The following is a 13,022-nucleotide window of genomic DNA, read 5'->3' as shown; positions in this document are numbered from 1 at the left end:
AGCGCGCGCTGCGCATCCACGTTATGCCCCAGGTTCAGCTGCGTCTTCCCGCCGTACTCAGTGCTGAGCTTGATGTGCTCCTCGCCCCGTTTGTCCTCCATGCGCAGTTTGTTATTGGCGGGCGTGCGGATGACGTTGCGGGTGTGGTTTGCCTCCGTCACGTGGTCAGGATGTCGGGAGTCATGCAGCGCATGGGCGATATAAGGCCGGTCCGGATCCCCTTCATGGAACGCCACCGCCACTTCTGTGCCCTGTATCAGCGGGAAGTGAATACCGTAGGTGTCGCCGCCATAGGGTTTGGCAAGGCGTACTGGCATACTTTCGTAGCCCTGTTGTTTATCATCACGATCCGCATCAAACTTAACCCAATAAAGCCCGCTCTGATTCAAATGAGCATATTCATCATTCTTTTTCGGGCTTGAAACACGTGCCATTAGCGTGCCGCTAATCACTGGCCGCGGTTTTAGTGGAGGTCTCCAACAGCGCGTTTCACTGTAAACGGTCGCCATCAACACCACTTGTAGTGCTTCCTTTCGGCTTGCGCTGAATGAAACCGCCGTAACCAGCAAGCTGTTACACACACTGGCAGGAAGCGTTGGGACAGGTGTGGATTCCGTAATATTCAGGACCTGAGCCGGGCTGAGGCTTACATCGGTTGATAATCCAGTGATTGTGGCTTGTGAGGAGAGATAACGCTCATGTTCCAGACGAGCCCAAAAATTCCCTGTCTCAGGCGATGGAGATACCTTATCACCCGTTTCAAGATGGCGCGGGCGATAGTGGTAAACATCCCCGTAAGTCACCCCGTCACCGTCACCGTAAGTCATATCGGCTTGTGCAGAAAATAATATTTTCTGTGCCTGACGATGGTTATAGTCCCCAGCAGTAACCGATGCCTGCACCGCAGACTGGTGGAACTGAATATCCCAGACTGAGTCGATACCATTGTCATTCATTCCGGAGGGACTATTCAGCGGTAATGTTTTGCCAAACTCCCATGCGCTTTGTTTATCAGCAAAATAGATCACTTCAGTACCAGCATCAGGCTGAAGCCTGAAGAAGAAGAATATTCCCACTTCAGAGAGCAAACGTTCAATAAAAACCAGATCGCTTTCGTGATACTGATTAATTTGCTCTCGTTTTGGATATTCCATTGCCAAATCAAAATTATATTCCCAGTCTTTTAAACCATGCTCCTGTAAAATTTGACTAACAACGTCCGGAACTGACATATTTATAAAAAAACGGTGCGTGCGAAATTGATTTTTCAACAACGCGACAAAAGGTTCAATGATTAACTGATAGGTTGCCTGGTCTTTTGAACCACTTATACGATGGAAAGATGTCACAATACCATGTACCACTTTTCGGGCAGTTAACTCACTTAACCTCCCTATTCCCATGGTCAATGTAGTCGATTTTCTAAGTATCGACTCTGCTGCAATGTCTTTATCATTGCTGGAAAAATGAACTACATATCGATACAGCGAACTCATTTCCTCCGTACCACTAAAATTAATAACATCCAGTACAGACTTGCATGAAGGGATATACAATTGATAACGGTTTAACGTATTTTCAGATATAAATGACATCCTACCACCCAGTGATTCGGACATTCCCATATATTTAACCCTTGTAATTTTATAAAGAGCTATTTTCAGAAAGTAAAAGTTACTCTCAACGCATTGTCTTTATTAAAACAACTATATCCGCTTTCTTATTTGTGACAATGGAAAAAGTAAATCGAAGATTATCGCTAGATATCCAAAGCTCTTCCCTACCATTATCACTATAATCATAAAGATGAAAACCAAGACCTGTTAGATAATTACGAATAACTTCTGCATCACCACCGTGAAAAATAATAAGATTTGTTTCCCGAGTACTTCCCTCAGGAGAAATATATTCGAAATAATAATTATTTGAGATCCTTGGGGCCTGCTTGATATCAACATCTGTGTAGAAATAGTAATCAAAAAAATCACTTTCCCGATATTCTAATTTATCTGGCCAGGGTATTAAAAGAGGTGACAAGGAAATCAAAGCAATAGTCACCAGTAATATTTTATAGTAGCTCATTACCATTCACCTCGACAAAAATGAATAATAACCGCCATCCCCGCTGATCACTTGTACCCGACCAGAAGTGAAATCACTCCACGGCTGCACCCATGTCATAAACGAAGGCAAACTCCCTTTATAGGGTTTATGAACAGCACAATTATCAGACGGGTCTGGAAACAGTAATGGTAAAAATCCTTTATTCTTATAATTGCCTATCGGCCCATAAAAATCCCATCGATTCAGTGCTCGCTCTTTACTGACTAACCTTAGTCTTGACTGGTAGTCTGAGGGAAGAATTGCCCTGTAGAAGCCTAAAAGATCAGAGGTAAGATCCTCTCCGCTAAAACCACTGTCGGTATACCAACTAAAACACCAATTAGCTTGCAAACTTTCAAACACGCGCGCCGTCGTCATCATCATGGCCAACGCAACGCTGTTTTTCTCACATGCAGATAAACCTTGTTTGATACGCCACTTAACAAACTTTCCTGTACCAAACTGGCGATGGTATACAAACATTTTTTGGCTATAAGTGACTTCATAATAACCATCACAGCCTGATTCACCTCGTTTTATATCTATCATCAGGTTTTTGATATCACTTCCCTGTGCATGGCCTATATCTATCCATCCCAATATTTCGCTATAAACAAGCCCTGTTTTACGAGTCGATGTCCACTCAGAAGGTTCAATAATATCGTTACGTTTACTCATTATTAGCTCTTAACTCAAACTCAATACTACAAGTAGATCGGACAGAATAATGGTAGAGAACGCTTAACTGCTCCAGCCCCTCAAAACGCACCACATCCAGTGCATGCGGGCATGAAGGAATCGTTAAGCTGTAGCGGTTAAGCGTGGGCCGTGATGTTGTTAGTTCCATATTCATAGAGTTAACTCCATTTAATTAAATATATTTACGTACTTATAAAACCATAATAATACTGACCAACACAATTTCCCATTAACTAAAAAATCACAGATAATCATCCCAATTACTACGCACATGAGGCCAGCCAAATCTCATCATAAAATACCCTAAAACAATCAATAAAATATTTCCCGCGCCCCATAAATATCGAAACGCATCGTTAGAAACAAAAAAAAACCAAATAGAAAAGGCAATGCCAAACATGCATAATAGATTACCCATCAGATATGAAAAATAATACATTAAATATATTACTATTTCTCTAAACTTCCCAGACCTTCCAGAAAACATTGGCAAACCTCATTAAAAAAACCTCATTTGTATTGTGAAGCTCAATTGCTTTTTCAAAAGGTGAAACAAGATCTTCTATCAGAAAATAAAGCAGATCCAGGTCTCCCATATCTTTCAATTTTTGGTAATGGCCAGGACTCCTTGCAGCAAGATAGCGAGATGTATAGATTGCCCTGGATACCTCCGCTCCCAACGTAAGAAGCGAGCCTATACAAGCACCTGAAAAAAATGCCGTGACCAACCGATTAGAAATAACATACCCAATTTTAACGCCAGTTAGCTCTGAAAAAATCATCCTTCCGGCACTATCCCCAACTATTTTTTCCACCATTAAAGAAAAATCCAGTCGAGAAGAAAAATCATTAATAAAAACCCCAACAACCTGACCTATCAACTCCTTATTAAACCCCACTTTATTAATAAGTCTGGCAAACCTGTATTTGTCATCAGCATTCGCTCTGTGATGTTCTGTATCCATAAAATCATAGGCCAGATATCCCATACTCACCGGAAATGATATAAGCCCTTTTGTCAAAGCAACTATAAATCCAGAGTCATCAATGTTAATAGCTTCGAGCATATCTTTGGCAAGCTCTTTAGCACCATCCATATTTAGTCCTGTTGCGCAACGCATATCCCAGTACAATATAAAACCCAGCATTAGTCTTATCTCTGGGTTTTATTTTTCACTCGTTATCAATTATCAATTATCAATTCAATTCCCTCTTCATCACTCCAACTCAAAGTGAGCTGCTGAGGTTTTTGCTGCCGGGAAAGATACGTTAACAACTGCTGGCTGAGCACTGGCAAGATTTGTTGATTCAGCAGGCTATCAATATTCCTCGCCCCCGTATCCGGTAGCAGGCAAGCGGCTGTCAGGGCATCAAAAAGGTTCTCAGATATCGTCGTAGTGATGCCGTAGTGACGCAGTAATCGCTGTCTAACTTGATCCAGTTTCATTTGTACAATCGTACGTAACGCAGGTTCACTGAGCGGATGGTAGATAATAGTCTGGAAGCGAGCCAGTAGCGCCGGCTGGAAATGATCGCGCAAGAGGGGGCGCAGCCGCTCGTGCAGATCGGACTCCGTGGTTTCCGGCTGTTCTTCCAGCATCTGCATCACAGCGTCGCCGCCAAGATTGGAAGTCATCAAAATAACGGTGTTGCGAAAATCAATTTCTCGGCCTTCACCATCTCGCATGAAACCGCGGTCAAATACCTGGTAAAACAGGTTTATGACGTCGCGATGCGCTTTTTCTACTTCATCCAGCAATACCACGCTATAGGGGCGTTTTCGCACTGCTTCAGTCAGGATCCCTCCCTGACCATAACCCACATACCCCGGAGGTGAGCCCTTAAGTTGGCTCACGGTGTGCGACTCCTGATACTCAGACAGATTAATCGTGATCAGCGACTTTTCACCGCCAAAGAGAATGTCAGCCAGGGCCAGCGCCGTCTCCGTTTTCCCGGTTCCGCTTGGTCCAGTTAGCAGAAAAACACCCTGTGGGCCGTTTTCCGGAGTAAGTCCTGTTTTTGATGCCCGCAACCGCTGTGCGATAGTATTTAGCGCATAATCCTGCCCGACAACGCGGTTTCCCATCTGGGTTTCAAGCGTCAGCAAGTCTGTCTGGGAGTCCTTCATTAGTGAAGACAACGGTACACCGGTCCAGTCGGCGATCACCGTAGCAACTGTGCGCGCGTCTACATCCGGAAACAGTAAAGGATGGCCCTGCTGAAGCACACTAAGCTGTTGCTGCAATTCAATCGTTTCCGCCTGACGAGAAATATCACGGCGGCAGGTCAGCAGTTGCTCAGTGAGCGCTATTTCCTGGCCATACTGGGTTTCCAGTTCATCAAGCTCGACAAGCAGGCGATTCTCATGCTGTTCAATGCTGGCCAGCCTTTCATCATGCTGACCATTTCCTACTGCGAGGTCTGCAAGCAACGCCTGTTTTTCAATTTCAAGCGCGGTGATCTCCGACTTCAAGCGCGTAAGGGGTTCAGGAACGGTATCAAGGCACATCCGCACTCTTGCACCTGCGGTATCCAGCAGGTCGACGGCTTTGTCGGGTAATTGCCGTCCGGTAAGATAGCGGCGAGAGAGCAGAACAGCAGCTTTAACCGCTTCGTCGGTGATGTGAACGCCATGGTGTTCCGCGTAGCGTGATTTCAGACCACGCAGCATTAAACAGGCAGTGTCATCATCCGGTTCATCCACTTTAACCATTTGAAAACGCCGCTCCAGCGCAGCATCACGCTCAAAATACTGTTTATATTCGCTCCATGTGGTCGCTGCGATGGTTCGCAATTCACCTCTGGCCAGAGCGGGTTTTAGCAGGTTGGCTGCATCAGCTCCCCCCGCCTGATTACCGGCCCCAATGATGGTGTGTGCTTCATCGATAAAGAGCAGAACAGGAGTTGGCGATTGCTGAATGGCATCAATGATATTTTTTAATCGCTGCTCAAACTCACCTTTCACTCCAGCACCTGCCTGCAACAGCCCAAGATCCAGCGTACGTAAGGTTACTGTTTTCAGGCTATCCGGCACGTTACCTTCAGCAATACGCAGCGCCAGCCCCTCCACCAGAGCGGTCTTGCCGACGCCGGGTTCCCCAACCAGAATTGGATTGTTTTTTCGACGACGAGATAGCACATCCACCATTTGCCGAATTTCATAATCACGCCCAAATACCGGATCGATATCACCGGCACGCGCTTTCGCGGTCACGTCTAATGTAAATTTATCGAGCCCCCCTTGTAATGCGGGCGACAAAGTCGACTGGGCCAGATTTCGACCCGGTTCATCATCAGAGGTAAACTGCGCCAGAGCGGCCTCTTGCTGTCTTTCAGGACGTTCATCCGACTGAACATTTAATAGCGGCAGGAGCCGTTCCAGTTGAGTATGTCCTGCGCTCAGAAGAGGCCACAGGCCATCACACTTCAGTAGCGAAGGCTTTCCCACCAGCGCCATCAGCAGATGCACACCACGAATCTGCGAATTTTCATCCGTTGCTGCACACAGCCACGCTTGTTGCATTAAAGAGAGGAGAACATCAGACAACTGCGGGCGGCTTTTTACGGAACGAGGCTGAACATCCAGATGCGCCAGCAGCGACTGCCAGAGATTGTCGATATCCCATTCATAACGACGTGCAATTACAGTAATATCGCCCTCCCCCTGTTCCAATAGCTTCAGTAACCAATGTTCGGGAGTGATTTCTGCATGCGCACGCGTTTGGCATAACGATGCCGCCGCTTCAAGCGCCTGAGCACAATAGGGGTTGAGACGTCGTAATAACACTGCTGACTGGTGTTCCATTTGCTTCCTGACTCCCTGTATTCAGGCACGCTACCGCCCGTGGCCGTAACCCAATGCCCATAAGGTAATAGTGACGTTGATACTCTCTGCTAAATCCCCGAGCCGGATACTCAGCAGAGGGCATAAAAAAACGGATGAGGAAATCCTCATCCGTTAGTGCGTTACGCGGTGGTACGCTCGTTCCAGGCGTCAGAATGGATAATGTTGCCATCCTTATACGTCCAGACGATCTTCTCGTAGCGCAGTTCAATCTGTTCCAGGTGGTTATGCTTCTCTTTAGCCGGATCTTTGATGTCGTACATCACAGGATTTACTTTCACCACTTTCACGTTATGCAGAGTGGTGTTGAAGTATTCCACTTCCTGACCAGCATCATTGATGCGATACCATTTGAACTCTGCCTGACGCAGGGTCTGACCAGTGGTTACAGCCTTGTACAGATACGGGCTGGAAACATCGATTTCCTTAGTGAAAAGAAACGGGGTATGGATGCGCGTCCCGGTCAACTTACCGGTGTTGTTATCGGTAGGGATGTACAGGTTATGTTCCTGAGCCACTACTTCGATACTGCCCACACGGTCTTTCACATCAACAGAGCCCTTAATATCCGCACCGCCGTCGTCTTTCAGCCAAAGGTAGACTGGAATTGCCATAACTCTTTCTCCATTTTTACTTCGTTAATGCGTCACCGCCTTGCGGTGACGGTTCCTTCATGCCCGACACCCGACAGGCATCAGCCTGCGGTACCAGACTGATCTCTACACGGCGGTTGGCAGCCCTCCCCTCCGGCGTATCGTTGGTTTTGTAGGGACGTAATTCGCCGTAACCCTGAACAGCAAAACAGCTCTCCGCGACGTCACCGGTATCACGCATCCAGTCGCGAACAGATTCCGCGCGTTTGAGAGAGAGCTGCTGATTAGATTTATCGTCACCCACATCATCGGTATGTCCGGCGATGACTATCAGCCAACCGGGCTTGGCTTTGATATTGACCAAAGCTCGAATGAGTACTTTTGTTGAACCCGCTTTTAACGCCCATTCGCCCGTATCAAACAGCGACATACTGTCCAGTCGAACGGTATGCGGGGAGGTCACTTTCGGTTTTTCAGTTGGCAGCCAGTCGCTGATGGCGGCCTGCAAAGGCGGGATCAATCTCATCCCCTGATACAATCCCATTGAAAGAGAAAGGGGCTCACCACGCTGATACCAGCGATCAAGCCACTGTGCATCACGACGAAGCTGTTCCTGGGCCTGAATCTTTGGCTCGGCAGGATTGCCAGTAAGATGGCGGTATAACATCAGATGATCGTTTGTGATCCTGATGAGATGTTGGTTATTGATAAAGCTGCACGTCATCGCCAGCCCGACAAAAATGCCGCATAGCAGACCGCTTACGCCCAGCGTTCGTTGAAATGCTGTCAGTGCCCGGCGGCGGGATAAAAAAGGCAACGCTAAATCAGGAAAAGGCAGCAGTACGGGCGCTGCTGATGCCGCAGGAGAAAGCGTTGTTTGAACAGTGATATGCCGTTGCCACAGATTATTTTCGTAAACCGCTAATGAGGTGAAACACACAACCCGTAAAGCAGAGAAAAGAGGCGGAGCATGGCGTTCGGTATCGCCTTGCACCTTCTTCAGCCAGCCCAGTAAATTATCTAACCACACTGCATGTGTTAGATGAGAGTGGCGAGCCGGTCGCTCTTCCGAAGAGAAAGGTGCAAAGTCGTCTAATCCCGTAGCTGACTGCACCTCTGCATCCTGAGGGGTTCGAATAAACCAACGTACAGTCTCATTACATTGAGGAGAATTCAGCCAACAGCACAACCAAAACGGCGGTATACCTGATAACCAACGCCGACTCTGGGTTACCACACGCCGCCAACTGAGTAGCATATGCTTAAGCGCATCTTCATCTTTATGCCGTTCTGGGGTCAATGCCAGCATCACGGACACGCGCATTAGAAGCCCCGGGCGCTGCACAGCTATCTGACGAACCAGAGCAATAAAATGTTCCGGGGACTGGACAGATAAATACCAGCCCTGCGAACTCTCGCAAGAATCGCTACGTCCGGCAAACAATGGCTCATTGTCGCCACACACCAGCACGACAGGCCCACTGAAACTCTCCGGAGGGAGCGCAACTTCATGAGCAGAATGCTCAGGCTTCAACCGACCATACTGACGCCAGCCATAAACGATCCCTGGAATGGAAAGCAATAAAACAATGACGGTAAGGCCGCCCCGGATACCCGCACTTACTGGGCTGAATCCCCAGACCAACAGTAAAGCCAGTACGGCCGCCAGCACATAGTTAACGATCCCTCGCAACTGGGCCATGTCTTAACCCTGCCCAATCAGCTGAGCAATCTGCCCTTGTAAGACATGAGAAAATGTTAGCCACAAAGCCCCCAACGCCAGCGCGCCAACAATCCATGCCAGCCACCAGCGGCGCTTACCGCCAGAGAAGCCGGACGCACGCATGATTACTGGTGAATCGTGTTTTAACTTAAAAGGCATCGCCTGAGTTGACAGCGCTTCGAGAACATCTTCACGACGTTCATCACCCTGCTCACGATAGCGACCCACAAAACCAAGCGTGATTGCGCGATAAAAGCAGGTTAATACGGCGGTATCAGGAACGGGCTCGCGCAGTACGGTACGGATGCGCTCCCAGAGCTCTTCCCCGGCATTGGTGGTATTGAAATAGCGTGCCTGTAAGGGTGTCGCAAGCCAGGTGATATAACCGCTATCCTGCCGGTTACGGTTCAACACGCTTTCATCCAGTAACGCACATTGGGTGTAGAGCATATGTTCAACGCTGTGCTCGCTGTACCCCAGGTCACGCAATGCATTACGCGCAGAATCAACCCATTGGCAGGCCCGGCGATAAAAAGCAGCCCCATCGTCGACTTCCAACCCGCCACGTAGTTGGCTTACAGCAAGCCAGGTAGGCCAGAACACCTGATCAATATCCTTATTCATTTATTTCAATCCCTTAATACGGCGAATAACTCGAGTTGGATCTCTCCCAGCGTTCCCGGCACATAGAAGGCGCAATTACCAGCGTCCAGCATGGCCTGAGCTGCTGGATGATTAACCTCAAGAGCAAAGTATTGATTTTCCAGTCGTAACGGGATGGCTGCGGGTACATGCGTCAGCGGTTTTAACGGAATTCCGCTGAGTGCTACATTGACTACATCAGACACGTCTGCCCTGCTCCCCGCTTTACAGAGCTGTGGAAATTGCGTCAGTAGGACATGCGCAGGGAGATCTGAACGAACGGACAGGTAAAAATCAGCGCCTTCACGCAGTCGAACATCCGACAGTGCACCATTCCAGAACTGTCTCTCCTGCGTCAGCTCAATAGCGACAACACGAGATGGCAGGCTGGCTTCCAGCAGTTCCACCAGCAATGCAAACAGTGGAGGGAATACTTGCTGCGGATTTGCGTGCTGGTATGGCGGCACAACGCTGACATCATTTTCTAATGAAAAGGTCAGCAGGCTGCCCGCTAACCGCGCCAGTTCACGCCACAAAAGTTCGGGGTGACGGCCTGGGTTTTGCAGCATTTCTCTCAGTACAGGCTCCGAGCTATTAAGCGCATTCAGCAGCCAAAACAACGAAACATCTGCTACCGCAAAATCCGCCATTCGTTCGTTACTTTCACGACGCAAGGCCATCAGACGGCGACAACGGGCCTGGATGCGATGCACCAAATCACTGAGAGAATTGATTAATAAGGGGCTGGCTGAGAGTGAAAGCGATGGCGGTAAAAAATCGCGTCCCAGCTCCCATTGCCCCTGAGCATTACGAGTCAGGCAAGCTACCGGACAGGTCAGATAAGCGCTGTTATCATCGTGGGCATACCGGAGGGTGATAGCATGCCGCAGCACTGCCATATCAGTCCGTTCCTGACCAGAGAGATCCTGCACTGGCAGCCATTCCTGCTGCCAGCGACACGGACGGCTAACGCCGTTGCCTGACGAAAGATTGCCGCCATTAGCCGAAAGCAGCGGCAACGCCAGGACGATATCAACGCTGCTGTAACCAGTAAGATGCGATAAATCACACGCCGGAGGCAGGTTATCTGAAATACCTGTATCCACTAACGTACCGTCAGGAAAACGCACAACCAGATTAACGGGATTCAAACGGGAAACCGTTAGCGCACTTTCATCAAACTCCGCGCTAATGACGCCCCACGGTGATGAAAGTGACATATGAGCCACGACGTCGGCTACATAGGCATCCCAACGTGTCTGTTGCTGAAACTGCTGGGGAGCCAGAAAGGCCCCCTCGCTCCATAACGGGCGATAGATCTTCATCGCACCTCCTGTGCATTGTGTCGTTAAGATTTCGACTTAGGCATTTGTGAAACTAACGACAAACTGACGTCCATACCTTCAACCTGGAAATGCGGAATGGCATACAGCCGCACGCGGAAGAAGCCTGGGTTATCCTCAATATCCTCCACCACAACACGCCCGTCACGAAGCGGGTGTGAAGCCTGCAAGTCATCGCCAGGATCGGTCATTTCGGTTACCAGACTGCGCAGCCAGTTGTTCAGTTCAAGCTCAAGCAGACGGCGATCTTTGGTCGTACCTATATTTTCTCGCTGCAGGATTTTCAGGTAGTGAGCGATACGGGAAAGCAGGAAGATATACGGTAGACGTGAGTTAATCCGGCTGTTAGCCGTCGCTTCCGCTGTATCAAACAGCGCAGGTTTTTGAGCCGAGTTAGCAGAAAAGAAGCAGGCGTAATCACGATTCTTATAATAAGAAAGCGGAATAAAGCCGAGGTTGGCGAATTCAAACTCCCGGGTTTCCGGAATCATCACCTCAGACGGGATCTTCACCTGATTGCCTGTCCCCAGATCGTACAGATGGATAGGCAAGTCTTTAACCGCACCACCCGCCTGTGGTCCACGGATCTGGACGCACCAGCCATTCTTGATAAAACTTTTCACCATGTTCACAGCGAAAGAGAAAGAGGCGCTGGTCCACAGATATTTTTCATGATCCGGGCCCTTAACTTCTTCAACATAGTTAAAACTACGTACCGGCACGGTATCAGGACCATACGGCAGGCGACCCAGAACACGCGGCATAGTTAATCCGATATAGCGTGAATCGTCGCTATCACGGAATGCTTTCCACTTGATGTATTCAGCTCGTTCGAAATAATCATTGATATCTTTTATGGCTGCGACTTCTTCCATATTTTCCTTCAGGAAGAATTTCGGCCCAACGGAACCAATGAACGGCATATGACAGGCAGCCGACACACCCGAAATATTGCGCAGCAGTGCAATATCCTGTGGGCTGTTATCAAATTCGTATGCTGAAATCATTGCCGCAATGGGTTCGCCGCCTGGCTGATCATATTCTTCAATATAAACATGGCGATATAACCCACTTTGGATAAGTTCCGGCGCGTCGTCAAAATCATCACGCAGCGCGTCCTTGCTGATATCCATCATTTCTACACGGACATTTTGGCGAAAATCGATACCGGTGATCATCGAGTGCACACCACGCCAGAGCGATTCTTGTTTTTGAAATTCAGCATGGTGCATAACTTCATTAACCTGGTCGCTAATCTGCTTGTCCAGACGAGCAATCTGCTCATCCAGCAGCGTTTTATCCAGGCGCTCTACTGGCTGCGCAGCATCCGCCAGGCAAGAGACCAGAACCTGAATAGCGGCGGTCACGCGTTCAGCCGGAGCGGCATCAGAAAGCGCTTCATCGCTCTGCCATGCATCTACATTTTTTAATGTCGAAACCGGGGAAAGATTAATTTTGTCAAAGAGGGATTGATAAACGCTGCGTTCACTGGTCGTGGTGGTCGCGACTGAAGAGGTATGTTCCTGAACAGACATCAACATATTCCTTTTATGATCCTTTACTATTCCTGCCAATTAAGCGGAGGAAACCCTGTATAACGTTAAATCTCTTCTGGCATCATGGTTGCCAGTTCATCACGCAGTTCCTGACTCAGGGCTGGATTTTTGAGGATGATTTCCAGCTCGCGACGAAAAGCAGCGTTATCGAGTAAGTTAGATTTCAGGTCGCGCAGTAAGTTACGCATAGCCAACAGAACGCGTAATTGTGGGATATTTCGTGCGACCTGTTCAGGTTCAAAATCGCGGATATTTTTAAAGGTAAGGTTAATATCGTCAGTTCTGTCTTCACCAGCTAACGTATTTTTAACACTCATATTTACTACTGGTGCGAACTTAGCTAACACATCATTGAAATTATTTTTATTAATATCAACCTTTTCGCGCTCGAATAATGGTCGTTGTTCTCTACCATTACTGAAATCACCTACAGCCAAAAGTTTTAACGGCAATTCAACCTTTTTCTGAACGCCTCCGGTATGTAAATCTAACTTAATATTAACACGTGCCGTCGGCACT

General features: G+C 48.1%; 12 protein-coding genes. All 12 read right to left on the bottom strand.

The features are described from left to right. Window positions 1-1,625, bottom strand: a 1,625-nt coding sequence (locus FDW87_RS08000; RefSeq protein ID WP_252363072.1) for a type VI secretion system Vgr family protein, incomplete at its 3' end; no start/stop codon positions are given. 55 nt (window positions 1,626-1,680) lie between these two features. Then, the gene (locus FDW87_RS07995) at window positions 1,681-2,082 is read right to left on the bottom strand and encodes a hypothetical protein (protein ID WP_016157455.1); all 402 of its coding nucleotides are present in this window, start codon (window positions 2,080-2,082) and stop codon (window positions 1,681-1,683) included. A 6-nt stretch (window positions 2,083-2,088) separates the two neighbouring features. Continuing rightward, window positions 2,089-2,781 carry a hypothetical protein gene (locus tag FDW87_RS07990; protein WP_049268749.1) on the bottom strand — a complete coding sequence of 231 codons (693 nt, stop codon included), beginning with the start codon at window positions 2,779-2,781 and terminating at the stop codon, window positions 2,089-2,091. Next, complete coding sequence (locus FDW87_RS21160; protein ID WP_212725439.1) at window positions 2,774-2,956, bottom strand: hypothetical protein; 183 nt, start codon at window positions 2,954-2,956, stop codon at window positions 2,774-2,776. Before FDW87_RS21160 ends, FDW87_RS07990 begins: the two co-directional genes overlap by 8 nt. A gap of 304 nt (window positions 2,957-3,260) precedes the next feature. Continuing rightward, window positions 3,261-3,899 (bottom strand): hypothetical protein, encoded by a 639-nt coding sequence (locus FDW87_RS07980; protein WP_252363071.1) that lies wholly within the window; start codon window positions 3,897-3,899, stop codon window positions 3,261-3,263. A gap of 86 nt (window positions 3,900-3,985) precedes the next feature. Next, entirely contained in the window at window positions 3,986-6,607 is a 2,622-nt protein-coding gene (gene tssH, locus FDW87_RS07975) for a type VI secretion system ATPase TssH (RefSeq protein WP_137379614.1), read from the bottom strand. A 161-nt stretch (window positions 6,608-6,768) separates the two neighbouring features. Continuing rightward, window positions 6,769-7,260: a type VI secretion system tube protein TssD gene (gene tssD / locus FDW87_RS07970; RefSeq protein ID WP_137379613.1), complete on the bottom strand. Its 492-nt coding sequence runs from the start codon at window positions 7,258-7,260 to the stop codon at window positions 6,769-6,771. A 16-nt stretch (window positions 7,261-7,276) separates the two neighbouring features. Then, window positions 7,277-8,941 (bottom strand): OmpA family protein, encoded by a 1,665-nt coding sequence (locus tag FDW87_RS07965; protein WP_137379612.1) that lies wholly within the window; start codon window positions 8,939-8,941, stop codon window positions 7,277-7,279. A gap of 3 nt (window positions 8,942-8,944) precedes the next feature. Continuing rightward, the gene (gene tssL / locus FDW87_RS07960) at window positions 8,945-9,586 is read right to left on the bottom strand and encodes a type VI secretion system protein TssL, short form (RefSeq protein ID WP_075848594.1); all 642 of its coding nucleotides are present in this window, start codon (window positions 9,584-9,586) and stop codon (window positions 8,945-8,947) included. A gap of 5 nt (window positions 9,587-9,591) precedes the next feature. After that, complete coding sequence (gene tssK / locus FDW87_RS07955) at window positions 9,592-10,929, bottom strand: type VI secretion system baseplate subunit TssK (protein ID WP_016157463.1); 1,338 nt, start codon at window positions 10,927-10,929, stop codon at window positions 9,592-9,594. 23 nt (window positions 10,930-10,952) lie between these two features. Further along, window positions 10,953-12,482: a type VI secretion system contractile sheath large subunit gene (gene tssC, locus FDW87_RS07950; RefSeq protein WP_016157464.1), complete on the bottom strand. Its 1,530-nt coding sequence runs from the start codon at window positions 12,480-12,482 to the stop codon at window positions 10,953-10,955. A 65-nt stretch (window positions 12,483-12,547) separates the two neighbouring features. Beyond that, a complete protein-coding gene (gene tssB, locus FDW87_RS07945) occupies window positions 12,548-13,021 on the bottom strand; it encodes a type VI secretion system contractile sheath small subunit (RefSeq protein WP_252363070.1) in 474 nt (157 codons plus the stop codon). Window position 13,022 lies beyond the last annotated feature (1 nt).

This window comes from Citrobacter sp. wls826, from assembly GCF_005281245.1.
GTDB lineage: Bacteria > Pseudomonadota > Gammaproteobacteria > Enterobacterales > Enterobacteriaceae > Citrobacter > Citrobacter braakii.
The sequence above is the reverse complement of the archived record's forward strand: the minus strand, read 5'-3'. Positions and strand labels throughout refer to the sequence as shown.

Excerpts from the sequence above, each read along its gene's own strand:
- FDW87_RS07995 (WP_016157455.1), bottom strand. The coding sequence starts at position 2,082 with ATGAGCTACTATAAAATATTACTGGTGACTATTGCTTTGATTTCCTTG.
- tssK (WP_016157463.1), bottom strand. The coding sequence starts at position 10,929 with ATGAAGATCTATCGCCCGTTATGGAGCGAGGGGGCCTTTCTGGCTCCC.
- tssL (WP_075848594.1), bottom strand. The coding sequence starts at position 9,586 with ATGAATAAGGATATTGATCAGGTGTTCTGGCCTACCTGGCTTGCTGTA.
- FDW87_RS07980 (WP_252363071.1), bottom strand. The coding sequence starts at position 3,899 with ATGGATGGTGCTAAAGAGCTTGCCAAAGATATGCTCGAAGCTATTAAC.
- tssH (WP_137379614.1), bottom strand. The coding sequence starts at position 6,607 with ATGGAACACCAGTCAGCAGTGTTATTACGACGTCTCAACCCCTATTGT.
- tssC (WP_016157464.1), bottom strand. The coding sequence starts at position 12,482 with ATGTCTGTTCAGGAACATACCTCTTCAGTCGCGACCACCACGACCAGT.
- tssD (WP_137379613.1), bottom strand. The coding sequence starts at position 7,260 with ATGGCAATTCCAGTCTACCTTTGGCTGAAAGACGACGGCGGTGCGGAT.
- FDW87_RS07990 (WP_049268749.1), bottom strand. The coding sequence starts at position 2,781 with ATGAGTAAACGTAACGATATTATTGAACCTTCTGAGTGGACATCGACT.
- FDW87_RS21160 (WP_212725439.1), bottom strand. The coding sequence starts at position 2,956 with ATGAATATGGAACTAACAACATCACGGCCCACGCTTAACCGCTACAGC.
- FDW87_RS07965 (WP_137379612.1), bottom strand. The coding sequence starts at position 8,941 with ATGGCCCAGTTGCGAGGGATCGTTAACTATGTGCTGGCGGCCGTACTG.